General features: G+C 63.7%; 21 protein-coding genes. 11 read left to right on the plus strand and 10 right to left on the minus strand.

What is annotated here, in order from left to right; genetic code table 11:
• The first annotated feature begins 273 nt into the window (after positions 1-273).
• The 3 genes from FFS35_RS12610 to FFS35_RS12620 all read left to right on the plus strand — a co-directional run bounded on the left by FFS35_RS12610 (position 274) and on the right by FFS35_RS12620 (position 5,303).
• Complete coding sequence (locus FFS35_RS12610) at positions 274-1,719, plus strand: TIR domain-containing protein (RefSeq protein WP_171007615.1); 1,446 nt, start codon at positions 274-276, stop codon at positions 1,717-1,719.
• A gap of 77 nt (positions 1,720-1,796) precedes the next feature.
• On the plus strand, positions 1,797-3,716 hold the full coding sequence (locus FFS35_RS12615) for a DUF4209 domain-containing protein (RefSeq protein ID WP_171007616.1): 1,920 nt from the start codon (positions 1,797-1,799) through the stop codon (positions 3,714-3,716).
• Positions 3,717-3,833: 117 nt separating this feature from the next.
• Positions 3,834-5,303 carry a PIN domain-containing protein gene (locus FFS35_RS12620; RefSeq protein ID WP_137787455.1) on the plus strand — a complete coding sequence of 490 codons (1,470 nt, stop codon included), beginning with the start codon at positions 3,834-3,836 and terminating at the stop codon, positions 5,301-5,303.
• 189 nt (positions 5,304-5,492) lie between these two features.
• Here FFS35_RS12620 and FFS35_RS12625 read toward each other — a convergent pair whose 3' ends face one another.
• The 4 genes from FFS35_RS12625 to FFS35_RS12640 form a co-directional block, all read right to left on the minus strand.
• Positions 5,493-6,221: an ImmA/IrrE family metallo-endopeptidase gene (locus FFS35_RS12625; protein ID WP_137787456.1), complete on the minus strand. Its 729-nt coding sequence runs from the start codon at positions 6,219-6,221 to the stop codon at positions 5,493-5,495.
• Positions 6,218-6,562, minus strand: a complete 345-nt coding sequence (locus FFS35_RS12630) for a hypothetical protein (RefSeq protein ID WP_137787457.1) — start codon at positions 6,560-6,562, stop codon at positions 6,218-6,220. Before FFS35_RS12630 ends, FFS35_RS12625 begins: the two co-directional genes overlap by 4 nt.
• On the minus strand, positions 6,559-7,155 hold the full coding sequence (locus FFS35_RS12635; RefSeq protein ID WP_137787458.1) for a hypothetical protein: 597 nt from the start codon (positions 7,153-7,155) through the stop codon (positions 6,559-6,561). The genes FFS35_RS12630 and FFS35_RS12635 overlap by 4 nt, the downstream gene beginning before the upstream one ends.
• A 136-nt stretch (positions 7,156-7,291) precedes the next feature.
• Positions 7,292-7,522: a helix-turn-helix transcriptional regulator gene (locus FFS35_RS12640; RefSeq protein WP_137787459.1), complete on the minus strand. Its 231-nt coding sequence runs from the start codon at positions 7,520-7,522 to the stop codon at positions 7,292-7,294.
• 191 nt (positions 7,523-7,713) lie between these two features.
• Here FFS35_RS12640 and FFS35_RS12645 point away from each other — a divergent pair, with 191 nt between their 5' ends.
• From FFS35_RS12645 to FFS35_RS12650, 3 genes are read left to right on the plus strand one after another with little or no spacing between them, the layout of a single operon-like run.
• The gene (locus FFS35_RS12645) at positions 7,714-8,073 is read left to right on the plus strand and encodes a hypothetical protein (RefSeq protein WP_137787460.1); all 360 of its coding nucleotides are present in this window, start codon (positions 7,714-7,716) and stop codon (positions 8,071-8,073) included.
• The gene (locus FFS35_RS20010) at positions 8,070-8,243 is read left to right on the plus strand and encodes a hypothetical protein (RefSeq protein ID WP_171007617.1); all 174 of its coding nucleotides are present in this window, start codon (positions 8,070-8,072) and stop codon (positions 8,241-8,243) included. The genes FFS35_RS12645 and FFS35_RS20010 overlap by 4 nt, the downstream gene beginning before the upstream one ends.
• 2 nt (positions 8,244-8,245) lie before the next feature.
• A complete protein-coding gene (locus tag FFS35_RS12650) occupies positions 8,246-8,593 on the plus strand; it encodes a hypothetical protein (protein WP_137787461.1) in 348 nt (115 codons plus the stop codon).
• Positions 8,594-8,717: 124 nt separating this feature from the next.
• Here the strand turns inward: FFS35_RS12650 and FFS35_RS12655 are convergent, their stop codons facing one another.
• Entirely contained in the window at positions 8,718-10,382 is a 1,665-nt protein-coding gene (locus FFS35_RS12655; protein WP_137787462.1) for a MobA/MobL family protein, read from the minus strand.
• A 223-nt stretch (positions 10,383-10,605) separates the two neighbouring features.
• On the opposite strand from FFS35_RS12655, the gene FFS35_RS12660 reads away from it, so the two are divergent.
• From FFS35_RS12660 to FFS35_RS12670, 3 genes are read left to right on the plus strand one after another with little or no spacing between them, the layout of a single operon-like run.
• Positions 10,606-11,268 (plus strand): hypothetical protein, encoded by a 663-nt coding sequence (locus FFS35_RS12660; protein WP_137787463.1) that lies wholly within the window; start codon positions 10,606-10,608, stop codon positions 11,266-11,268.
• Positions 11,261-11,473, plus strand: coding sequence for a hypothetical protein (locus FFS35_RS12665; protein WP_137787464.1), 213 nt, complete (start codon positions 11,261-11,263; stop codon positions 11,471-11,473). Before FFS35_RS12660 ends, FFS35_RS12665 begins: the two co-directional genes overlap by 8 nt.
• A complete protein-coding gene (locus tag FFS35_RS12670) occupies positions 11,470-12,825 on the plus strand; it encodes a hypothetical protein (protein ID WP_137787465.1) in 1,356 nt (451 codons plus the stop codon). The genes FFS35_RS12665 and FFS35_RS12670 overlap by 4 nt, the downstream gene beginning before the upstream one ends.
• A gap of 267 nt (positions 12,826-13,092) precedes the next feature.
• Here the strand turns inward: FFS35_RS12670 and FFS35_RS12675 are convergent, their stop codons facing one another.
• Positions 13,093-13,482 carry a hypothetical protein gene (locus FFS35_RS12675; RefSeq protein WP_249341612.1) on the minus strand — a complete coding sequence of 130 codons (390 nt, stop codon included), beginning with the start codon at positions 13,480-13,482 and terminating at the stop codon, positions 13,093-13,095.
• A 41-nt stretch (positions 13,483-13,523) separates the two neighbouring features.
• Between FFS35_RS12675 and FFS35_RS12680 the strand changes: the two genes are divergently transcribed.
• The gene (locus tag FFS35_RS12680) at positions 13,524-13,997 is read left to right on the plus strand and encodes a hypothetical protein (RefSeq protein WP_212742206.1); all 474 of its coding nucleotides are present in this window, start codon (positions 13,524-13,526) and stop codon (positions 13,995-13,997) included.
• A 306-nt stretch (positions 13,998-14,303) separates the two neighbouring features.
• Here FFS35_RS12680 and FFS35_RS12685 read toward each other — a convergent pair whose 3' ends face one another.
• From FFS35_RS12685 to FFS35_RS12700, 4 genes are all read right to left on the minus strand, one after another.
• Positions 14,304-14,501 (minus strand): hypothetical protein, encoded by a 198-nt coding sequence (locus FFS35_RS12685; RefSeq protein WP_137787466.1) that lies wholly within the window; start codon positions 14,499-14,501, stop codon positions 14,304-14,306.
• 32 nt (positions 14,502-14,533) lie between these two features.
• The gene (locus FFS35_RS12690; protein ID WP_137787467.1) at positions 14,534-18,589 is read right to left on the minus strand and encodes a hypothetical protein; all 4,056 of its coding nucleotides are present in this window, start codon (positions 18,587-18,589) and stop codon (positions 14,534-14,536) included.
• A 225-nt stretch (positions 18,590-18,814) separates the two neighbouring features.
• Positions 18,815-20,713 (minus strand): caspase family protein, encoded by a 1,899-nt coding sequence (locus FFS35_RS12695; RefSeq protein ID WP_137787468.1) that lies wholly within the window; start codon positions 20,711-20,713, stop codon positions 18,815-18,817.
• Positions 20,658-21,371: a hypothetical protein gene (locus tag FFS35_RS12700; protein ID WP_137787469.1), complete on the minus strand. Its 714-nt coding sequence runs from the start codon at positions 21,369-21,371 to the stop codon at positions 20,658-20,660. Before FFS35_RS12700 ends, FFS35_RS12695 begins: the two co-directional genes overlap by 56 nt.
• 706 nt (positions 21,372-22,077) lie before the next feature.
• Between FFS35_RS12700 and FFS35_RS12705 the strand changes: the two genes are divergently transcribed.
• Complete coding sequence (locus tag FFS35_RS12705) at positions 22,078-23,559, plus strand: ATPase domain-containing protein (protein WP_137787470.1); 1,482 nt, start codon at positions 22,078-22,080, stop codon at positions 23,557-23,559.
• The last annotated feature ends 2 nt before the right edge of the window (positions 23,560-23,561 follow it).

Raw genomic sequence — 23,561 nt, forward strand, 5'->3', positions numbered from 1 at the left:
GAAACTGGGCTTGAGTCGTTAGCTTCAAAGAGCCACGTCCATCCAAATAGGTGCTATCGCCCTTAGACATGGTCAACGTCAGCTTACGATCAGACCCGGACATTCAACGCCCGTCCCGGATTGGCTGTTTTTGCCGCAAGCCGCCATTCGCTGGCCGGCAATACGAGCCCGATCCAGCCGTGTTCGCTCGGGTCAGCGCGGACTTGAAGCGGATCAGGCAAAATGGAACTTTGCCGCTGTTCCCCAAATTTAACGATCCACTATAAGGTCGCAATGCTAGCTGACGATCAGCCCACCATCAACGATCTCCTCTCGCGCCTCTACACGATCCGCGACGCCGCCGCCGATCGTCTGCGCGAGGAAACGGGCGCGCTTACCACACGCCATGCCGCCCGCGGGATGCTGCGCTCGGGCGCCACCCTGAAGGCGCTCATCGGTCTGATCGAGAAAGCGTTCGACGCGGCGTTGACCGAGATGCTGGCGACCCTGCGCCACATGAAGTCGGTCCCGGAAATTAACTATCAGGCTTGCCGAGACCAGGCTTTTTTGCGCGCGCGCGACCTCGTACCCGTGCTGCGCGGTGCCGCCGACATCGACAAATGGATCGGCATGATGGGACGCGGATCCGCCGGAGATCTGGCTAACGTCAAGATCGAAGGGATGTACGCGAAGATCGACTACCGCTTTCGCCAGTTCGACGTCGGCCTTGATCAGGTCGCCGTTGGGGGCGCTCGGCGTGCAGGCGAAGCGGTATCGCCACCGGCGTCGGCGCCGTCCCCTGACCATATTGAGGCCACGGTTGGAGCAGTAGGCTCAAATTCGAATGATGACGCGCCGGCATCCGAAGGTCGGGCAGCGCGCCCCTATCAGGTCGCCTTGTCCTTTGCGGGCGAGCAACGCGGCTATGTGGAAGCCGTCGCCAAGGCGCTCGCCGCCCGTCACATCGCTGTCTTCTACGACAGGTTCGAGGCCAACGCCTTATGGGGAAAGGACGGTGCCGAGCATTTCCACCAGATCTATTCGCGCGACACGCAATATGTCGTGATGTTCATTTCTGAAGCCTATGTCGCCAAGGCTTGGACTCGGCACGAGCGCCGCTCCGCGATCAGCCGCCAAATGAAGGACGACGGCGAATACATTCTGCCCGTGCGCTTCGATATGACCGAGGTTCCGGGTCTTCCCGACACGATGCAATATCTAACGGCCGAGCGCTTCACGCCCGCCGAGCTTGCCTTGGAGATCGCTGAAAAGGTCGGTGTGGCACCGACTGCCGGTAAGGCGTCCGATCTGCCGCCGCCAGCTTCGGGCGCGCTGTCAGGCGAGGTCAATTTTGATTATGCTGCTCATGACGGTCGTTATGTCATTGGGACTGGCGCGACCGCGTTCGAGACGCGCTGGTCGAAGGCGAGCGATACCAGCATCCATCTGCTGAACGACCCACCGTCAATACATGGCGTCGCGATCGCGCGCGGCGCGAGCGACTTTGCCGAAATCACCGACGCCTCGGCCTACGACTTCACCTCGCGTTCCCGTACACCGCGCGTTGGTGAGATCGCGGTGTTGCGCAATACCAACGGCTTTTTCGCGGCGGTGCAGATTCTGCAAGTCGAGGACGACAGCCGCGGGGCGACAAGCGACGCGCTGACGATCCGGTATCTGATCTTGCCGGACGGTTCGAACAACTTTGCCGCAGCGATCGGAGAAACGACCGGGGCATAGCGCAATCGCGGCAGTAGGGCGCTGTCACAATGCCCGGTGCGCTTCTCATGCCCATCTCCATTTTCAGGGGTGCATTCGTGACAGACAACGAAAATCCAAGTGGGGACGTTACCGATCCTCTTGATGAAGGGGCGGCGGAGGCGGCCGCTCCCGTTCGCCCGTTGATCACCGCGACGATGATTGCGGCGGTCGATCTCACCGAAATGCTTGCCCCCGTAGCGGACCAGGACGAACATGCCGTCGAAACCCGCCTCTACGCGGTCGCCAGGGAAGCTCGCGAGGCCGGCGCCGATACGCGCGCCGACACGCTCGAGCTGCTGGCGGGGATCATGACGATCGCGGTGCGGCCGGACGACGAGAACAATCCGTTCGGGCCCAAGATTGTGCTCGAAGGTCGGCGTAGCATGATCCCCGATGACATTGTCGGCGAACAGTCGGCGATCCTAGCCAATCTTGTCGATACGCTGCCGAACGTGCATCTGCGCGCGAAGATCGGTGATCTCGCTTTCTACAATAGCCGCAAGCACTGGAAGGCCGCCGCCACGGCGATCACCGCTTATTGCGCGATCGCCCGCGGCAGGCTCGACAATACGATCGCGCCGCGCTGGCCCGAGCGCGCGGAATCGATTCTGGATGTCGTCTCCCCGCTCGCGCGGGCGACGGCGCTATCGGGGCTGACCCGGAAGCGCGGCGACGTCTCCGCGGACCTGACCGATACCTTGCGGGCCTGCTATGACGCGGCTCTGACCGGCCGGCACTATGTGGCATTCGTCAAGATCGCGGAGCGTGGTCTTCACTACAAGATCTTGGAGTTCGCCACCGTGGCTGACGACGCGGAGACCCTGGCCGATGTTTCCCCAGCCGATACCTATCCCGAAGCTTTGAAGCGCGTCTTGCTAGTCGCGGCATCGTGCCACGATCGGCTCGGCCGGAACGACGACGCCGCACGATGCGGAATGGCGGCGGCCGAGCAGACGCTCAAGATGCGCGACCAGTCCGATCAGCCAACCGTCAAGGCGCATTGGACCAAGGCCGCAATCGGCGAGATGCGAAGCATTCCCGGCTCGCGCGAGCGCGTGCAGACGCTGCGCGAAGAGCTCCGCTTGTTGCAGATGTCGGCCAACGACGATTTCGGGACCTTTCACACGCCCATCGATCTCGCCGATGATCAGAAGGTTATCGCCGAGCACTTTGCAGGAATCGATTTCGCCGAGGCCTGCATCCAGTTCTGCATGATGGCGGAGCCGGCTTCCAAGCAGGATCTGCGTAAAATCGCCCTTGAACTGGCGGAGCAGCATCCGCTCGGCGCCTCAATCGGCGCGAGCTATTACGATTCTGAGGGCCGCGAGATGGCGCGGGTGCCACCGTTCACGATGGGCGAGGAGCCATCCGACGACTGGTATCGCGCTGAAGCTGTCCGGCACATGGACATCGCCATGTTCCAGCAGGTCCGCGGCAAGATCGAGCCTGCGCGGATCGCCATCGCCGACCGCATCTCGATTCAGGAACGGCACCTCCTCCCGATCGCGGAGGCCAGTGCTTTTGTGCCGCAAGGACGCGATGCGATGTTCGCGATGGGCTTTGCCCGCATATTCCAGGGCGATTATGCGAGCGCGGCCCATTTTCTGTTTCCACAGCTCGAAAACTCGCTTCGGCACATTCTAATGATTTCGAATCGCGACCCGTCGAAGATCGAGCAGGACCTCATCCAAGGTGATCGGACCTTGTCAGCATTGCTCGACGTGAACCGCACCGAACTCGAAGCAATCCTTGGTGAGGACGTCGTCCATGAGATCGACATTCTGTTCAACTTTCGGCCCGGGCCCGCGCTGCGCAACGAACTTGCACACGGGAAGCTGCCCTGGGGAGCATTTTTCCATCACGCGACCATCTTCGGCTGCTGGTTCATCTTCAACCTGACGTGCCGGCCGCTATTCCGCGTCTGGCGCGAGCAAATCGCCCCCCGATTAAGGGAAGAGACGATCGACCTGGCGTGATCTTCTGGCAGGGTCGGAGATCGGCCGTTCATTCGCCGAGCCGGCATCTCGGCGCTGTCCAAGACAATTGCGCCGGATTGGCATGCGTCTTTGCCGCCGGACTGCTAGAGCGACACCATGAGCGATCGTCCACCTCTTATCATCTTCCTCGACACCAATGTTCTCGTGCAGGGACGGGCACTGCACGACTTGCCTTGGTCGGAACTCGGAACCGGGCCGATCGACCTCGTGCTGTGCGGCCCCGTCATTCGCGAGCTGGACCGCTTGAAGACGCGGCCAGGCCGGGCTGGAAAAGTAGCGCGCGCCTACAGCACCAAGATTCGCGAACTGATGAGCAGCGCAGAGAAGAGCGAAGTCCTTGTCGAGTCAAATCCCCGCGTCATGCTGCGGCTCGCACCGGGCAAGACCAACCTTGCTCCGCAACGCCAGGGTCTCGACATCGGTCACGACGACCAGGCCATCATCAACCAGGCGCTCGCCCGGCTCGATCAGGATGAAGACGTCGTCTTGCTAACCGGCGACAATTTCGCGGCGCTGGCTGCCGACGAGTTCGGGCTCCCCGCTCGATTGATGCCCGATCATTGGCTCAAGGAGCCTGAGAAGGACGATAGCGCCCGCGAACTTGCTCGGCGCGATGCCGAAATCGCCCGTCTCAAGGCGACGGAGCCTAAGCTCGAACATCGCTTCATCCATGCGGACGGGAGCGAGATCGAACGGCTCGAGGTCACGATGAAGCGCTACCAACCGGTAACCCCAGAGGAGGTTGATCGGCTCGTCGCTCGTGTCGCCGCCCTCGCGCCTATGGCTGCCGTCACGCCCCTAGCCGCGGCGAAATATGCGAAGCCGCAGGCGACTGGCCGCGGATTCGATTTGTCGGAGATCAGCTACCCGAGCCTGGGCATGACCCCGGTCACTCAGGCCGACGTCGAGAAATATGAAAGCGACTATCGTGAGTGGCTCGCTGGCGTCCGCAACATATTTGCCGGCTTCCATGCGGAATGGAACCGCCGCCGGGAATGGCCACGGGCGATCTTCTGCGCGACCAATACCGGTTCACGGCCCGCTAATGACGTGCTAGTCGAAGTCGAGGCGTCGGGCGACTTCGAACTGAGTGGGTATCGCCAAGAGGGTGACGACGACAAGGGTCCCAAGCGAGGTAACTGGCTCAAGCTTTCGCTGCCGCCGACACCGCCCAAGCCGATGCCGCGGTCGGTCGGCATGCTGGCGCACGATTGGCTAGGACGCGATCCGTCCGCGCTGTCGCGACCGTATTTACCGACAATGCCGCCTCGACGTGATGACGATGCCTTCTATTGGAGGGAGGGCAGGTCCGATCCGACCAAGGTGCTGTCGCTCGAATGCAAAGCGTGGCGCCATGGCCGTGACGAGGAAGAGTTTTCCTTCCGGGTCTGGGCAAGCGACCAAGGTGAGGTCCGGGGCTTGATAACTGCCCGCGTCAATGCGTCTAACCTGAGCGCCCCAGCTGAACGCCGCCTGCCGTTGCGGATCACGTTCGAGGACCACGAGTGCCTGACGATGGCGGAATCGTTGGTCGATGACTTCGCGATCCGATTGGGCCGCCGCTAAGGTCCCGGAGTCAGGCGAGCACTGAATGTCTGATCCTGAAAAGATCTGACGTTCAAAATGAAGCTTGGGAATGGCAGCAAAGTCCCAACGACGGTCATCGTTGCTTCGGCCTCATGCAAGCTGAGGAGACGAGGTTAGGCGCTGCGGCGCTTGCTTACGCGCTCCCCATCATACGCCGCATGGCCTCGACTATGCATCCACCCGTTGGATCGGACCGTGAATTAGACGGATGACCTGCCCGTCGGCTGATCGACGGGTTTCGATCGACACACGCCGGTTGGCGAGGTCAGGACCTCGGAACCAGTGAATCGCTCGGCATGGGTCGACCTCGCTCGAACGAGCGCCGGCTGGACCTGCCGTCCAGACGAACCATCGCTGGTCGAGCCCGACCGACCGCCGAAACCACCGACGTCCAACAGGTTCCTCGACGACGATGGCGAAGGCATCAGTATGGAGGTCAGTCATTCGCAGGATCGCGGCGATGGTGCTGACCCGGAAGCGGTCGGCAACCTCATCGACCAGCGCCATCTTCATGGGCAGGCCGGCAATCATCGGGCCGACCAGAAAGCGGGGCATGAGCAGCGAAGCAGCATAGCGATCCGCTTCGCGCTCGGCACCTGCGGTGGCTGCCGGTTCAGTGGGGTCAGCATCCTGGCAGATCAGGCGCTGCCCGCGATGATGGTGCCAATGACCGAGCTCGTGCGCGACCGAGAAGCGCTGCCGCACCGAACTGGCGTCGGCATCGATGGTAATGATCGCGCGGTCACCGAGGCCGACGATCCGGGCATCACCACGGCCTAGCGAGCGAAGGCGCACGCTCGCCCCAACCATGTAGGCAATCACCTCGAGGTCGATCTCATTGGGCTCGGTGATGCCGAGGTCGTGCAGCAGCTGCTCGGCCGGATCCCCTACTGTCACCGCTCAGGCGGGGCCTTCGCTCGTTCCAGTTCGGCAAGGTCGTCGAGCAGCGCATCGAGATCGTGCGGCGAGGCGCCGCGCGCCGCCAGGGTCAGCGGGGTGTCGGCACCCTCCGCCATCATCGTGGCAAGTCGGGCACGCGCCTTGGCGCGGTCGAACGGCACGACGATATCGTCCTGGCCGCCAGCGTCGAGCATTGCCCGGACGTCGCGCAGGCGGCGTTTCTTGGCCATCAGCATGGCCTGCTCGACCTCGAAGCGGAAATCGTCGAGATCATTGTCGGCTTCCAGGAACGCGTCGAGACGACGGATCCGGGTAAGTTCGTCATCGGACTGAGTCACGGCATGCTCCGGTTTGCGGTGGCGGCGGCAAGCCGACGCCTCAGTTTCTTGCGCTCGTCAGCCAGCTGCCTGGTTGTCAGCCCCAGCCGTTCTTCAAGGGCCTTGCCCCTCAGTCCATCCATGATGGCATCGAGCAACGCCAGCAGCTGCGGGTCTCCGGCTAGCGCGGCCCGGACCGAAGCGATGGTGCGTCGGTAATGTAGCGCGTCGTGTCCCGCCTGCTCGGGCGAGACCATCGGCGATGCGGCGTCGTAGCCGTCCTCGCCGAACACACCGATCAGCACCGGCCGGTTGCCCTCGGCCTCCGCCTCGCGCTCCGCCGACATCATGCTTTTCATGACGCCATTGATAACGCTGACGATCTCCATACCCACCGGGCATTTGCGTCGTCCCTCAAGCAGACGCGCCATCGCCTCCTGACGCAGGTCGGCCGCGAACACTTGATCGCCTTGCGCGATGAACCGCGACACGGTTTCGATCCTGTGGAAGTCGTCCCGCGATAGTGCCAGCAGCATGGAGCGGATTTCTTCCGGATCATGATAGCTGGGCCGAAGCGGCAATTGGTCAGACGAAATACCGGCCTCCTTATCCATAATGCCGACGAGATCGGCTTTTCGGACGGGAAGATGGAAAATTTCTTTCCGCCTGTCCGAATCTCGCCGGTCGTCGGCATTATGGTTTGAAGCTCTATCGATCTCCCCGCCCTGCAGGTCATCTGGCCTGCGTCGGTTACAGGTCGCTGGTCGTCGCAATGATGATCCCGCGAATGAGCAGATGCGCGACCATATGAGCACGATCCCTCGCTAGAAGTCTGTTCCTCATGTTCACGATCTGCTGGTCGACAGTGCGAGGGCTGCTACCGAGCCCCTTCGCGATCTCCTTGCTGGAATACCCCTTGATGACGAGGCGGGCCACCTCTTCCTCGCGCGGCGTCAACGTGATGTGCGGGTAAGACGTCATCTTCGATTTCCTGGATCTGTTTGCAGACCCAAGGGCGCCCAAGCCCTGCGCAGGCAGGTGCTGCCTGCCTGTCTATCCGTACTTTTACCTATTCGTCCTCACGGATTCACAGGCCCGCTGGGCCTGTTAGCGTCGCCCGCATCTAACGCGGAGCGACTATGAACCGACCAACACACCCCGTCAGCGATGCCATGCTCGAGCGCCTGCGCCTGGAGATGTCGCACTATTCGAACTTCGTCGACCTCATCCTCGACGATCCGGACAACCGGTATGGCGGCGAGGACGGCCAAACGACGTTGGTCGAGATGCTTAGCCTGCTGATCGGGCTCACCGGATCTGAAGACGATGCGATCGCCTGGCTGATCAATTCGCGCGGGTTCAACGATGCGACGAAGGACGATGTCTGCGTGGGCCTGGCGCACGGGGATTTCTGGACGCTGGCGGCCCATACCGACTGGCTGCGCGTTATCGACACCTATCGGGACCTGTGCCCCGGATTGATCAAGACCGTCTTTCGTAAGGGCGACGCCCCAATGGGTGATACGCCGTGACCGCACCCGATCTGGGGCTGGGGCTGCTTCTGAGCGGTGCGATCTTGCTGGCGGCGGGTGAGATCGGCAAGAGCCGACAGGTGCGGACCATTGGCCTAGGCGTGCTGTTCAGCGGCTGCGCGATGACCGTCATCAGCCTACTGGCCGCGTCGATCCTGACGGGGGCGTGACGATGGCGAACACTGGCGACCGATCTCCCACGGCGCACGACATCAACGAGGCAGAACGCTTGGCTCGTGCGCTTCATTACGCCGAGGTCCTGCGCGAACGCCCCGAACTCGTGATCGCGGCGGCAACCCGGATCGCCCAGGTCGTCGGGGCAGGCGAGGCCACGCTCGGTCAGCGGCTCTGGCATGCCCTTCTCGGTGAGCCCCTCGACATGATCATCCGATGCATGACGGCGGATGATGCCGACGGGTGCCTGCTGCGATCCAACGACCCGTTCTCGATGCTGATCGGGCAGGCCGACGTCGAGGCGCGCCGTCAAACGCGCCGGGATGCTAGGGACCGATGTCGGTGACCGACCCGGTATCATTTGATCCGTTGCGCTTTGGTCGTGTCGATGTCGGCGCGTGGCCGCGTCGACAGCTTCGCCTCGCGTCCCCGCCTCCAATCGTCTTTCATCTGAGCCGACCGATGATCGGTTACCGCTCATGTCCGCGTTTCCCGGGCGAGACGCCGGTATCGATGAGATCGGTGTTCCTGCCCTTGAGTTTGATCTCCCGCAGGCTGCCTGTCTGCGTGATCCCGGCGGCCTGACCGGCGATACCACGCTTTGCTGGCGCGGTGTCCGGGGCTTGGCCCGGCGGCAACACAGTTGCGGCGGCCGGCACATCTGCGGCGGAGGTCGGGTCGCGGCTCTGCGGCATTCGATCAGCGGCGCGGTTCTCCGCCATTTGGATGCGTGCCCGATCGAGATCGGCCTGAACCCGCCTGATGGTGTCGTTCGCGTCCATCGCGGCGGTCACGAGCCGGTGGATCACGACGTTTCGACGGTCCGCGAGCGCTGTGCCCGCCGGCGGGATCGGGATTTGGCGTACCGCCAGACGCAGACGGTCGCGCACCGCCCGATGCGCTGTGACCAGCTGGTTGTCTGCGGCAGCGCTGGTGCGGTCTACGACGTCGCAGGTGTGTTCGAGCGCGCGACCGACTCCTGTACGCAGTTCGGCGGGCTGGATGCGTTCGGCTTCATCCTGGGCAAGGCCGATGGCCGCCTGCGCCAGGCGCCGCATCGTCTTTTGCCGTGCTGCTTTCAGCCGCTCAGCGGCATCGAGCAGCGTCTGCCGTATCCACCGGGCATGGTCACGCAAGGCCGCCAGCTGCGCCTCACGCGCCTCGAGCGCCGCCAGTCGGCGCGCCAGCGCGGTTTCGACCTGGCCGACCTTGCCACGCGCGGGTGCCGCCATCCCACGCTCGCGGTTCGACTGTGCCGTGTAACGCTTGTCGATCCTGGCCTCGGCCAGCGTCGCGTTGACCGCATCGACCACGGCGCGGCGGCGCGTGACGATGCCCTTGGGCGTGTTGATCTCGGTCCGCTTGGCGGCACCGAACGACCATTCGCAGGTGCCAATGCGCGCGCACGGCCGCATCGAATAGACGAGGTGCAAATGGTAGTTGCGCTGGTCGCCGGCCGCGTCCGGCAGATGAAGCCCGACCGTATAGCCGAGGCCCTGTTTCTCCAGTTCCGCACAGATGCGCTTCGCGGCGTCGCGGCGCTCGCTCGCATTCAGCTCGGCCGGTAGCGCGATGACCTCGACGATATAGACATTGGCGTTGGCGCGGTCGTGCGCCTCGAGCATCTCGAGCGCGCGGTAATGGGCGACCAGTTCGTTGCGGTCCGCCGCGATATTCGACCACCAGCCGAGCTCGCCGTCTTCCAGCGCCTCCTCTCGCACCGAATAGAGCGCCGCGCGTACCGCCTCGCCCGCCCGCCAGCGCCGTCCTTTCGTCGAGCCGAAGCCGCGCGCGGTAAACGCGTAGTGGATGGAATGACAGCCGTCAGGACCCCGGGCATTGGACATGCCGGTCGTCCCCATCAGCATCTGGTCGACGGCGCGGGTGAAGAGCCGGCGCGGCGTCCGGTTCTTCGTACCCGGACGATCTGCCTCGGGCACCCGGATCACGAGGCGCTGGTTCAGCAGCCTGTCGAGTTCGGCTTCGCTTCTGGCTTTGCGCCGACGGCTGGCCTGGTCCTCGATCTGCTGCTCCCGCTTGCGGCGGCTCGACAGGTTGCGCGCGCTGCGTGCGCCAGCGAGCACGGCGGACGCCTCCACCGACCTTGCCTTCAGCGCTGCATATTCGACCTTCACCCGCCTTGCCCTTCCTGTCTGGTCGAGGGGGTGGATGGGCCGTTTGTCTGCCGTCGCAGAACAAACCTTTATCGCGCACCACCCCCTCTACCTCCCACCTTCTGGCACTGTTCTGCCTGGGGGTGCCTCCACCGACCCGGGGTAAAAGTCGGATGGCGGCTTTGTCGTTTTACCCTGGGTAGGTTGAAGCGCGCCGCTCGCCGGGCCGGCAACGCCCGGGGGCATGGACACCGTCACCACCCCGCCTTTTGATCGGCTGCAAAGGATCGCCCACGACTTCGCGGCGACCGAACAGAGGATCGCCGACAGCCTCGCCATCGTCGCAGAGAGTGCCGCCGAGCTTCGGCGTCAGTACCGCGCCGTCGACAAGCGACGTGGCGGGCCGGGCTCGGCTGACGCCCGCAAATATGCGCTCGGCTCGGTCCTCGTTATGGTCGGGCTCGACGGCGTCAGCGACACCGCGCTCCTCGGGCTGTTCGCGCATCCGGCGCGGATGGCGCGCTGGATCACCGCCGCTATCTCCGCGGGGGCAGGGCCGATGATGGGCGACATCATCGGCTCGATCTTCGCCGATTCTGCCCGGCTCGCCTGGTGCGAGCAATGGGGCCGGATCCTGCAGTGGCGCCGCCGCAAGGCGCTCTACGCCGAGGAGGTCGAGCGCTTCCTCACGACCGGACCGACCGATCCGAAGGCATCGTGGCGGACGCGACCGATCAGCGTCGGCCAAAGGGGGCTCGTCGCCACGCTCTGCGAGCTGCTCGCCGTCCCCGACCCCAATCTCAAGACCCGCGGCGAGGCCTTCGAATGGCTCCGCCTGCACAACGGCAACCCGACTTTCTGGCGCGAGCCTTCGCTCCCGCCCAACCTGGAGTACGACCATGGATGACATGACCACGATCGACGACGATCTCGCCGCGTACAGGCGGCTCGCCGAGGAGTATGACAAGGCGGTCGCACGCTATAACGCCGAGGTGGAAGCAGGCCGTATCGGCATCGAAGCCTATTCGCACATGGCCGCGCTAGGCGGAAAGCTCGCCCAGGCGGCTGACGAACTGAAGGGCCGCATCGACGCGGCGCAGCGTGCCCTGTGACGGCGGCCTATCGAAACCACATCGCGGCCAACGGGCGCAAGACGGATGTGCCGAACCTGCTCCTTGGCCTCATGGCGAGCGACGGTGATCCCGTGGGCCTGGTCCGCGACATGCACGAACGGATCTACGCCGGTGGCATCGGCGAGGACCAGTTCGACCGGCTCCTCTTCAGCCCGTCGACCATCGACATCCGCACCCTGCCGCCGGCGATCCTCGACACCAAGGAAGCTGTGGTCCCACTGGAGCTCATCCCGGCGACCAGGGAGGATCTCGATTGCTTCCTGCGGCGCATGATGGTGGCCACCGGGCGAGATTTCGAACCCTGTGAATTGGTCGGTGACTGGTTCGGAGGTCGGTCGCCCGAACGCGGCTTCGATGACCATGTCGGCCGCCTTTGGCAGCTGCGTGGCGAAGAGCGAGGTCTTTACACCGCGCTCGTCGGCGGACGTTTCGGCTCAGTCATCCGCCATCTCCAGCAGAGCGAGATGACGACTGACGCGAGGAGGCGCCTGCGCGACCTGCTCGTCGGGCAGGCGATGATCTGGTGCGCCCATGACGTCCAGTTGGTCGTCGCACGGCTGACCAAAGCACCGGACTATGGGCACCTGCTTCCGGCTAATCGCTCGCTCGAGGGTTCGCTCAACGACCTGCGCGACCGCCGGATCGCGCTCGACAAGGTGCTCGACCTGTTCTTCGGCTCGGGCGAATGGCGCCAGCGCGAGATCCAGCCGGCCTGGTCGGGCGTCAACATGTCGCTGACCCAGCACGCCGACCCCATCATCCGACGCACCGCCAAACACGTTGGACGCGCTGATCGGAACGTCGACACCAGGGTGTCGCTGACGGACCTCGCCGCCATGATGCAGCGGATTGCCGCCCAGCTTCGCGCCGATCCGTTGCTGGACCGCACGGCAACGCCGCGCACCCGGAATGTCGAGGCCAAGGCCTATGCCACCGGCTGGTACGGCCTCTCGCCATTGGCCGCCATGAGCGTCGCCATCCGCCGCCTGATCCAGGCCGAGCAGCAATTGCCCGCCATGATCGATGCGGTGATCGCCGGGAAGGCGTCGGCGATGACCATCCTGCAGCCGCTGCCCGCCTATCCCGACGGAAAGCTGCCCCCCTTGTCGGTCAACCGCCAAGTTGGGCTGCTCGACTTTTACCGCGACGCCGTGTTGGCCGATGGCAGCGCTAATAATTCAGACCCGTGGAAGGCCATCAAGGCGTCCCGAGAATTCCTTGAGAAGCGAGGCGGGCGCCACTTGGGCGCTCATCACGGTTCCGCGAGCGACCCGCATCGGGCCTTCTACCTTCTCGACGTCATACCTGAGCATCGGTTTGCGATTGGCTGACAGCCTTCGCAGGCTCCGTCTGGCAAGAATGCGCACATGCGGCCGCTCGGGGCTCAATCGGACTTCCCAGCTTCGGTCATTCGTTCATGTGCCGGACCAATCGCTTCGGAGTAGTGCGATAAGCGGTCGGCACGCCAAGGGATGGCGGAGAAGGATGTCGTTTGGCGCTCATATACGCCAAACAAAATGGTGGCCGTGCGCATACGACACGGCCCCATTCCCCATCGATGAGCGGAAAGGTGACGCCCACCGACGGTGCGGTATTTGTTATCGAGTTCCAAACGCCGGGACGCCTAGCCTGCTGGCGATCTGCGGATCCAGTCGATACGCGACCGCTTCAAGGTCACGCTTGCTGATGAACCTTAAGACACCTGGCTTGGTGCCGTCTGCTCGAACGAAACGGCCATCCTCTCCCTCCAGCAGGATCGCGCGCGCGAAAGTCTCGATGTCGTTGGGCAGGCGCCTCCGTTCCTTGCCGATCTGATACGTCCCCTTGATGATTGCCGGGAAGCGATCCTTGCCCTCCTTGTCGATCAGGGCGAACTGCGTGTTGTGAGCCATTTCCGAGCCTCCGTTGTTGGCGGCCGCATCAGGTAGCCGCATCGTCTTTGCCAGACCAATGGCTTCCAAGACGGCGTATATGCCGTCTTGCTGCAATTGGCGTCGCGATCTACCGATCCCATGAGAACGGAGGGAAAATGCGATCAGGCGACAGGCCGTTCGCGCTGGATCAAACGGCGCAGCGGAGAGACCCCAATATGGCGATGCTGTTCTTCTATCCGAGGTCGCACGCCGCGGTATTCGCGTCCGCGACAGGGCAGACGATCCATGACTTCATCGTTTCCCGGACCGGGACCGCGCTCCTCATTGGCGCTGTCCTTGCTGCGCCGTCTCGCCCACCTGTCGTCGCCTTGGAGCCGTTTCTTGCCGCCCTGCTAGGTGATACTGCGTTCACCGATGAGATGAAGAAATACACTGGCCGACTAATAAGGCAGGTGATCGAGCATCTGGGCGGGTCATTCGTCCGTCGCAGTGTTAAGATCACCGTCCCGTCGCGATATGGCAGCGGATCGATCTACAGCTTCAGCAGCGGCTTTGCCGTGAATCATGATGACGCTGCCGTCGCCAAGGTTGGGAAGGAAGTCGAATGGGCAGCCAAGCTGCGCGGGTAACCGCGTGTCTCTCCGGACGATTGGAGTGCGGCAGCTGTTTTCCTTGGCGCCGGCGTCCCGCGACAATGGGCCGGTGGCTACCTTGGCAACTGAGACCCAATGTCGGGCGTTCGCCGCCGGTTAGACGCTGCCCGAAGGCGGTCGCTCGTTCAGGTGACGAGCTGCCGAGTGCGCCGCTTGTCGTCAGGCGGGCTTCGGCTGTCGATTCTAGGAAAGCACGCCTATGTTCAGCCAATAGCCCGAAGCCGCAAAAACCAAAAGCTGATACTCAGGCTCTCTACCGGCCAATCGACTTGGGGCGTTAGCTCAGCTTGCGTGCTTGGCAATGGGGCCTTGCTTAGGTGACGTGGCCTGAGACTGGTCCCGACGACGATTGCGTTTGCTGGGCGCGATCCGGAAGGTCTGCGCCTTCACGATCGCTCCGGTCTTTGCCGCGATGTCGGCAGACGTCGCGTTGAGCATCGTGGCGATGTCCTCGCAGGTCGGCGTGGAGCCGTCCGGCATTGCCCCCTTCGCCTTCTGCCCGAGATCGACGATCAGATAATGCCGTGCCTGACGCGCGGCGTGAGGAGATACTGGTCCACCAGCTGCGAACGGCACTTGTCGAGCAGCTCCTCATATTTCCAGCCGTGCAACAGCTTAATCTCGATCACGACGATTGCGTCGCCGGTGCCGCGCAGTTCGATGCGGAGGTCGGTTCGGGTCGCGCTGGACGTCTCGGCTTCCTGCACGATCGAGAACCAGGGCCGCCGCCGGCTGTCCAGCGCATGGCCCAGCCAGGCCCGGAAGTCCGATTCTAGGATGGTGATCGGGAAGAGACCCCGGCGATCGAACTCCGCGGTCGCGAGTTCCTCCTCCAAGTCCGCGACCATCGCGCTGACCCGCGCGAGGAGTTCATCGCCGGACGCGGGGGCTTCGGCGAGATCGCTACCCATTCCGATTATCGTGGCGTGCGACCAGGGGCGCGGCTTTACCGCCTGCTGACCATAGCGGTGGCGCCAGCGATCGGCCCATTCGGACGATACCGGGACGACATGCGCTTCGAGCAGTCGCTCCAGTGCATCGCGCTCAGCAGTATCGAAGTCGGCGCTCAGCAGTTCTCCGATGCTGCTGCGCAGGTGCTGGAGATTGTCGCGCTCGCCCACCGAATGCGGCCCTTCCTTCATCTTAGGGTCGTCGCTGGGTGCGACATGGGAGTAGGCTAGGTCGGCGAAGCGGTAGCGGATGTCGAGCGACGCGGGCGCGGCCTTGGACTCCTTGTCGAACAGCCGGAAGTAGATGCCGAGCCCGTCGGCGACGATCGACGCATCGAGCGTCATCCAGCCGAGCAGCGAGCGGAGAGCACCTTCGTCCTTCTCTGCCCAGAAGGGTAGCCAGTTCAGTGCGCGTCTGACCGAGCCCTCATGCCATGCCTCGCGCGCGTGCCGCGCCGCGAAGGCGGGGAGCAGCTCCTCGATCTTAGGGTCGGCACGCAGGATCCCGACGATCCGCTCGATGTCGATGCCATCTATCACGCGCAATGACGCGATGGCGGCGAACAGCGGTGCGGATAGAGGCGTCCTGATCTCCTCGTCCAGGTGAGAGACGATGGAGAGGAACCGGCTGTATGATCCCGCTTCGCTGTTGGTTGCCGAGGCGATCTCGTCGGCCAGAAGCGGCGTGACCAGCTCCTTCCACGCCCCCAGGTTTGCGAGCGCCAACCCGGTTGCCCAGTCCGGCCAGTCGGTCGCGAATAGAAGCGCCGCCCGCATCGCCGCGGTGGGGTCGACGCCAGGCATCGACCGATCCGCTTTCCATGCGTACTTGAAGCCGGCCTGCGCGAGGATGTCGGTTCCGAGGACTCGCCGCCCGCGATCGACGGGCCGATAGGTGCGCGCGTATGCGCGCGCACCGTCGATCAGCACCGCGCCCAGGCGCTCGCCGAAGCGTTTGACGAGATCGGCTTCCAAAGGCGGATCGTAGCGCTCGCCCAGAACGAGGCTGGTGAGCAATGTGGAAGCGGTGCCTCGGCGCAGCGATGCCCAGCTGCGCCATATGTCCAGGCGAAGGCGGATCGCGGCCGACATCCGGTTAAAGAATGCGCGGGCCCCTGCGTCCGGATCGTATCTCCTCCAGGATCGGCGTGCGCGGTATCGGCGCCACGGCGCTAGCAGCGGGTCGGTCGTCACCTGCCTGACGACGGACCAGTCGCGCTTGCCATCTTTCGTCGCCACCCACGCGATGGTCAGCCGTGCCTTGATCCGGTCCGCCTTGGTGAAGCGATCGGCGACGAAGACGGCAGACTGGGCGTAGTCGCGTCGTTCCTCCCGGTCGCTCTGACCATAGCGTTCCAGGAACCATCGCAGGTCAGCCCGATCCGCGCCCGCGCGGTAGACCGACCAGTCGATGTGCTCGATATAGGCGAAGGCGGTATGCTTATGCCTCTCGTTGGTCGCCAGCCGTTCAAAGAGCGCGTGGCGAAATTCGGCGTTCGAGGTCAACGCCGCAGGAACGGGCGAACCGCGGCGCGACATCGAGAACGACGCACCCAGGTTGTTCGCGTGGCGGACGCGATCGTAGATGAGCAGATCGCGTTCGATGTCGAACTGGGAAGTCTCCGCGAGATACCGGGCGGTGATCTCGAGCAGCCCGCGCAGCAGGACAGTCGCCCGACGGTGCATCTTCGGCATGGCGTGCCCAAATGGACTATAGTCCGGATCGGGTGCATCGAAGCAGAGCCGGTCCAGGCCGACCAGCCAGTCCGCGAGGTCGGCCGATGGCGCGCTTGTGGCCAGCCAGCGGGCGACCGACTTCGCTTCGTGGCTGTAATCCTTGCCATGGATCTGGCTCAGTAGCGTTAGCGCGTCGGCGACGCCGATCGCGTTCGGATAGGCGGAGGTGACCAGATCGAGCAGGAAGTGATCGTTGCGGCTCCTGCCGAATGCCTCCTCGCCCGAGACGGTGGGACCGCCGGTGGAGATGAAGTGCTTGGCCACCGTGCCAAGGTCGTCGCTCCCGCCGCAGGCGAGCAGTGCCCGCATCGCGAACATCCGATCGCCCGAACTGCGCGAGAAGTCACAGAGCATTGACACCAACTTCGGTGCCGCGGACGCGTAGCGGCCCGCCTCGGCCATCTGCATGAGATGGTCGAACAGGTCGCCAACGGGCGGAACTGCGAGATGCTCGACGATGGCGTCTTCGACTTCGGGTCGCGCGAACCGGCGCAACTCGCCGACCTCGAACATGAACTCGCCGTGGAAGCGTCCCGGACCCAGTCGGAAGTGCTGCTCCAGCGCCGCCACCCGGTCCTCCAGCGCTAGGCTTCTCGGATCGCCGCCCTCGATGATCCAATGCGGCGCCGCCTTGATCATCCTGCGGAGCGTGGTCGGATCATAGGAGGCGAGCCAGGCGAGCATGCTGCCGTAGACGATCGGCACTCGCGGTTCGCCGAAGGCGCTCTTGATGAAGCGATCCGTGATCGACAGCGCCGACGCGCCCTCGTCGATGCGGTCGCGCAGCCACTGCGCGGCCAGCAGGTCCCGGGCTTCGCGACGATAGAAGCGGACCCTTGTCTGCCCGGCCGGGACGAACAATGGACAGGCCAGCAGCTGACGGATGCCGTCCGGCGACAGGGCAGCGTGTCCGCCCGCCAGCAGTTCCTGGGGATCGACGCAGTCCTTCCTCGCCGCCCCCACGGCAATATCCATCGTCTGCGCGACGATCGTGGCAAAGGCGAGAAATCGGGCTGCCCTGAGACCCGTGCTGAGGTCCAGCTGCGACCGACGCGTCTCTCCGCCCTGCTCGGTCAGGCGGCGGCGGACCGAGGTGTCGAGCAGCCCGCCGCGTGACGAGAACCGCGCCGCGAGGTCGGGCGTGCCTTCGAACTCGAGATAGGTGTCGAGATAGAGGATCGCGTCGAGGGGCGTCACGATGTCGGCGATCGCCTCGCTTTCTCTAAGCAAGGCGATGGCGTCATCGCCCCCGCGGTCTTGCGCCAGCAGGCGTACGCGAGTGCCGTCCAGCGGCGCGAAGGTGGCGTTGAACACGGAGATCGGATCGGGATCGGTCCGCGCCGCGCTCATCGCGGCGGCCAATTCGTCCAAAGCCTTCTGCTCGACGTCGTCGAACCATTCGGAACTCCGGCACGACACGAAGATCGAGATCCGACCGAAGTGCGGTCCGAGCGCGAAGCTCAGCGCACGGAGCGCATCCCGCAGTGGGCGGGCTGTCCGCGCCTGTGGAAGCTTCGCCTCATCGACGGCGTCGAGGAAAAATTCCGCCGGACGGTTGGCCTTCACCCATTCCTCGAAGCGGGCCCTGCAGTCGGGCGTTTCGTGCGCGCCCTCAAAAGGCCCCGAGCAGAGCCGTTCGACCCGGAAGAAGAATGCGTCCCGGTTCGCGCTGCGGACTTGGTCCACCTGCCGCATGAACTCGACGGTCTTGCCCGACCCCGCCTGGGCCAGAAGCGCCACGACGCGAGAGCGCTCACGCAGCCATTCCCAATTCCGCGGCTTGTCCGCCAGCGCCTCCGCCCAGTATTCGGCGGAGTCGGAGGTAGTCGCTCGCTCGAAGCGGCGATCCAGCGGGACGGTGTCGTTCGGCGCGAGTGCCATCACGCCGCCCACGACGAGCGACGGGAATTCATTCCGCCGCGACCAGCCGCGCCGCGACAGTCACGACGGCGTGCGCGCACGCGTGAGTCGTTACTACGTTCTGCGGTCGATCGATCTTCATTCCGACATACTGCAGTGCCTGAGCACGATGGTCCACCGTCAACTCGGCCACCCTTGTGCGGTGCTACATCGCCTTCATCGGGACGATCGGCGGCGGGCCGCAGTTCAGATAGCTTGGCGGGTCTGAACCTCGATCCGCGACGGCGCTGACAGAAGGAACCAGGGCGATCTGTCGGGGAGCAGCAGGCTTGCCAGCAGGGCCGTCATCGCTACCGCCGGTTGATCGGGAGCCGGAAGGCTCGGCCACGCCGCCTCCAGCCCCGCGATCGTCCAGAAGTCATGGCCGATCACGAACACTGCGTTCGTGCCGCCAATGATGTGATCCTGGCCGAACTGCCGGTAGTCGTCAGCGAGGTAGGCGTTCAGCGCGAGGTGGTCGAGATCACTGAGTGAGGCGTCGAACTCTTCGGCCAGGTCGAACAGGCTGGAGAGGCGCAGCAACGCGAGGACCAGTTCGGTCGGTTGCGCGGCCATCTCGGCGGTCAGCTGCTTCGGCTGGTTTCCCCGCGCGACCAGATAGGCCAGTGTCTTCGAGCCATCGAGATCGCACCGCGCGACCCGTCCTGCGCAGGCGACCGTCGATGCGAACATGTGTCCCAGAATCCGTTCGGCGGCATCGGTCATCCCCGCCGCCGCGCACGCCGTCATCGCCGACATGACGTAGGGTGCCTGGCAATCACTCATCGCCACGAGCGAGAGCGAATAGGTGTCGAAGATGCGATCGAAGAGCGAAGCGAGACTGTCTGCGGCCGGATCCGTATCCCGACCCATGACGCGATGCGTGTGAACCGTGAATCCCGCCCACCCGATCAGTTTCGACAGGCGGATCGGCAATTGGTAGAGATCGCCAAGGCCGCCGGTGACGAGCGCGTATCGATAGGCGTCCACGGCATCGACGACGTCGCCGATGGCTAGTTCGACCAGTTCGGCTATCTCGATGCACTGGGCGGAGAGACTCCGAATGACCGCGTGCTCGTCGCAGAACGGCAGAAGTGCTACGGCGCACGCCGCCCTGACCTCGATCTCGCGGAACCGATCCTGCGATGCCCGAGCGCGCGCGGCGAAGGTCTCCGATACGCGTTGGATGAGGTTGAGCAGAACGGCCGGTTCGTCCTTGAGAGCATCCATCATCGGCGCGACCCGATCGAGGAACTGGCGCGGATCCCACCGCGTCGGGACCGAAACATAGGGTTCCCAAAATCGCGGCAACCCCGCGCGGATCGCGGCGGCCGTGTCGGCGTCCGGCCACCCGGCCAACACGCTGCGCAAAGGGGCGTCTCCCGTGCCGGCATGCGGATTTTTGCAGAAGCTGGACGGGCCGTAGAGGTTGAGACCCCAGACCACCGGCGTCTGTGCGCCGGTGGCCCCGACGCGTTCCGACACCGCGCGGCCGATCTCGACGAGGTCAAGTGCGGGGTTGCCATCCTGCAGGAACACGTCGCCCCGGATGCAATCAAGCAACGCCGCAGTGCCGATACCGTGGCCGCCGGTCTCAGCCGCGGTCTCGTTGGATGCCGCGGTTGCCAGCAGGGTGACGCCGGGTGTGCCGAACTCGCCCATAACCTCCGATTTGAGGATCACGTTAAGATCCGAGATGAGACCGCCGGATTGGCATGCGTCGATCACCAGATACGTCTGTTTCGGAGCGGCTTCCGCGATCATCCGGAACAGGTCGGCGAGCGACAGCGCGGTGGCGGAAAGGCCATTCACTCGCGTATCCCGCAATGCCATGTAGAAGCTGCCGCTGCTTGCCGCGCCATGGCCCGCGAAGGTGATGGTCAGCGTATCCAGCGCCTCGCCTTCGAAAAGCATGGTTGCGAACGCGCCGCGAACGTCTTGAAGCGTCGGCGACAGGAGCAGGCGCGACCGCGCCGCATCGTAGTCGCCGATGCCCGGTTCGATCAGAAGTTTGAAGAGGGCGTCGGCATCCGCCTCCGCGCAGGTGAGGCTATCGAGATGGTCGTAGGCGTTGCACCCGATCGCCAGCAGGGCACGTCCACTCATCCGCAGCCCGCTTGAACTTTCCCTTGCGCTCGGCTTCGCGGTCCAGCGCGTCCTTGATTTTCTCTGCCTTCACGCGCTCGATCTCGGCGCTGAGCTCGGGGGGCACCTTGCTCATTTCCTCGCTAAGACGGGCGTAGAGTTCGGGGCCGACGTGCATTTGGGGCATGCTGACGTTACCATCGCGATCAACCCCAAGTTCGAGCTTGCGGAACATCTCCAGCATCGACTGAGCGAACGATCCGGCGGTCTTCCCATCGACGACGTTGCCGACCCTCTGCGCTGCCGCCCCCACTACACCATACATGTTTTGCGCGAACTGCCTGTCCATCTCCTCGCTGATGGGGAAGATTGTTCGACCGATCAGACTGAGATCGTTATCGGCAATGTCCTTGAACGGTATCGTCCATTCTGCCGAGATGGAATGCATCGTCGTATCGGGTTCCGGATCGCGTGCCGAATGGACCCAATTACTTCCATGGTTCATTCGCAGCACGTTGTGCTCGCTGACGAACGTCTGGCGCGTTTTTTCTTGGAGCCGACCCATTAACGCGGTGAACGATCTGTCAAAAGCTTCATCGTCCACGGGGCGTTCGAAGCACCGGATGCGGGGATCCGCATCGTCTGGATACACCTCCGGCTGTTCGTTGGCATTGGCCATACAACACTTTAGCATGGGTCGCGGATTGGCCAATAATCATTATCCGTCGACCGCGTTGCGTCCGCTTCCAAAATTCACAGATCGCGCGCTCGACGTCTGCAATTATGGCGCAGTGCTGCCGACCAACCGAGCCTGAACGAAAGGCCGCTTACGTTGATTTGGCGCTCCAAAGCAGCCGGGCCGTAATCCATCAGAAAGGCTGTTATCAGCCCGGCCCGACTTCATGAGAGCCAATTCAAACGAGCCGAACGGAAATTCTCCAATGATTTGAGTGCCCATCTTTGGCCTTTGTGGGGCACCACTCCCGGTCAAGCGAAGGCACCCTGGGCTTCTGCTGATCGTGATCGCCGGCAGCGGCTGTATCCAATGGCTTGAGACGCTCGGCGATCGTGTATCGGGCATCACCACCACAGTGTCGATAAATCACTGCGCCTAGCGTTGCGGAGGAAGATCTGCGCGGACTTTCAGGTCTCGGGATGGCGCGTTGACAGGAAGATCCTCTACAAGCCCAGCGACGACCAACTCATGCTCTCGCGGGATCGTTCGAGCCGGCTGACCATCACTTCGCCCGTTTCGGCTGCGCGGCAGTGACGTCAAGATGCTGACTGTCTGTAGCGGATCAAATCGACACCCGCGCATTGATCCACGTTAAGTTGCATCGGACGTATTCCTGTTACTCTTGGGATCGGCAATTTGCGGAGCGACGATGGGGAATTGCGCAACCGGCGTAGTTGGGCTGGATGAAATACTGGCGGGTGGATTGGCGAACGGCCGATTATTTCTCGTCGAAGGCAGCCCTGGCACGGGGAAGACCACAATCGCCACCCAATTCCTGATGGCTGGCGCGGCGGCGGGCGAAACCGTGCTCTACATTACTCTGTCTGAAACCGAAGAGGAGTTGCGGGACGGCGCAACGTCGCATGGCTGGACCTTTCCCAAAGGCTTCGAAGTGTTCGAATTGGTCCCGCCCGAAAGCCTGCTCAACGACGAACAGCAGCAGAGCTTGCTTTATTCGTCCGACCTCGAACTCGGTGAAACGACCAAGCGCATCTTCGAAGTGTTCGAGCGGCTGAAGCCCGCGCGTGTGGTACTCGACAGCCTGTCCGAAATCAGGCTGCTCGCGCAGAGTTCGCTGCGTTATCGCCGTCAGATCCTCGCGCTCAAGCACTATTTCTCGCACAATGACGCGACCGTAATGATGCTCGACGACCTGACCGCCGATGTGATGGACAAGACTGTGCACAGCGTCGCCCACGCGGTGATCAGGCTGGAGGAATTGTCGCCCAATTACGGCGCCGAGCGCCGGCGGATGCGGGTGCTCAAATATCGCGGACGCAAATATCGCGGTGGTTATCACGACTTCGTGATCGACACCGGCGGCGTGCGGGTGTTCCCGCGCCTGGTTTCGGCGGAGCATCACGGCCGTTTCACGCGCGAAACCGTGTCGATCGACAATGCGCCGCTCAACCAGTTGCTCGGCGGCGGATTCGAACGCGGCGCGAGCAATCTGATCCTCGGCCCTGCGGGAACCGGCAAATCGCTGCTGACGCTTAGCTTCGTGCAAGCGGCGACGGCGCGGGGCGAGAGCGCGGCGATGTTTATCTTCGACGAGGAGCTTGGCCTGCTGTTCGAACGGTCCAAGGCGCTGGGAATCGACCTGCAGCACATGGTCGACAGCAAGAAGCTGGTCATCGAGCAGATCGATGCCGCCGAATTGACCCCCGGCGAATTTTCCGAGCGGGTACGCGTCGGCGTCGAAAAGCACGGCGCGCGCACCGTCGTGATCGACAGTCTCAACGGCTATCAGGCAGCCATGCCCGAGGAACAGGCGCTGATCCTGCACATGCACGAATTGCTGCAATATCTGAACCGCCAGGGAGCAACGACCTTCCTGACCGTGGCACAGCACGGGCTGGTCGGCGACATGAAGTCGCCGGTCGACGTCACCTACCTTGCCGACACCGTCGTCCTGCTGCGCTATTTCGAAGCGCTTGGACGGGTCCGTCGCGCGATTTCGATCGTTAAGAAGCGGACGGGATCGCACGAGGACACGATCCGGGAGTTTATGATCGGTGGCAACGGGATCACTTTGGGCGAACCGCTTACCGGGTTCCAGGGCGTGCTGCGCGGGGTGCCCACACTGGTCGGCGAGGACAATGCCGGGCTGCTCGACACGAAAAAAGCGTAACG

Origin of the sequence: Sphingomonas sp. 3P27F8 (assembly GCF_005502745.1) — a bacterium.
Lineage (GTDB): Bacteria > Pseudomonadota > Alphaproteobacteria > Sphingomonadales > Sphingomonadaceae > Sphingomonas.

What these genes read in the sequence shown, in the direction of transcription:
- FFS35_RS12650 (WP_137787461.1), top strand. Translation starts at nt 8,246, where the DNA reads ATGGCGAACACTGGCGACCGATCTCCCACGGCGCACGACATCAACGAG.
- FFS35_RS12700 (WP_137787469.1), bottom strand. Translation starts at nt 21,371, where the DNA reads ATGGCCAATGCCAACGAACAGCCGGAGGTGTATCCAGACGATGCGGAT.
- FFS35_RS12690 (WP_137787467.1), bottom strand. Translation starts at nt 18,589, where the DNA reads ATGGCACTCGCGCCGAACGACACCGTCCCGCTGGATCGCCGCTTCGAG.
- FFS35_RS12635 (WP_137787458.1), bottom strand. Translation starts at nt 7,155, where the DNA reads ATGGATAAGGAGGCCGGTATTTCGTCTGACCAATTGCCGCTTCGGCCC.
- FFS35_RS12645 (WP_137787460.1), top strand. Translation starts at nt 7,714, where the DNA reads ATGCTCGAGCGCCTGCGCCTGGAGATGTCGCACTATTCGAACTTCGTC.
- FFS35_RS12695 (WP_137787468.1), bottom strand. Translation starts at nt 20,713, where the DNA reads ATGAGTGGACGTGCCCTGCTGGCGATCGGGTGCAACGCCTACGACCAT.
- FFS35_RS12620 (WP_137787455.1), top strand. Translation starts at nt 3,834, where the DNA reads ATGAGCGATCGTCCACCTCTTATCATCTTCCTCGACACCAATGTTCTC.
- FFS35_RS12660 (WP_137787463.1), top strand. Translation starts at nt 10,606, where the DNA reads ATGGACACCGTCACCACCCCGCCTTTTGATCGGCTGCAAAGGATCGCC.
- FFS35_RS12685 (WP_137787466.1), bottom strand. Translation starts at nt 14,501, where the DNA reads ATGCCGGACGGCTCCACGCCGACCTGCGAGGACATCGCCACGATGCTC.
- FFS35_RS12665 (WP_137787464.1), top strand. Translation starts at nt 11,261, where the DNA reads ATGGATGACATGACCACGATCGACGACGATCTCGCCGCGTACAGGCGG.
- FFS35_RS12610 (WP_171007615.1), top strand. Translation starts at nt 274, where the DNA reads ATGCTAGCTGACGATCAGCCCACCATCAACGATCTCCTCTCGCGCCTC.
- FFS35_RS12640 (WP_137787459.1), bottom strand. Translation starts at nt 7,522, where the DNA reads ATGACGTCTTACCCGCACATCACGTTGACGCCGCGCGAGGAAGAGGTG.
- FFS35_RS12680 (WP_212742206.1), top strand. Translation starts at nt 13,524, where the DNA reads ATGCGATCAGGCGACAGGCCGTTCGCGCTGGATCAAACGGCGCAGCGG.
- FFS35_RS12705 (WP_137787470.1), top strand. Translation starts at nt 22,078, where the DNA reads ATGGGGAATTGCGCAACCGGCGTAGTTGGGCTGGATGAAATACTGGCG.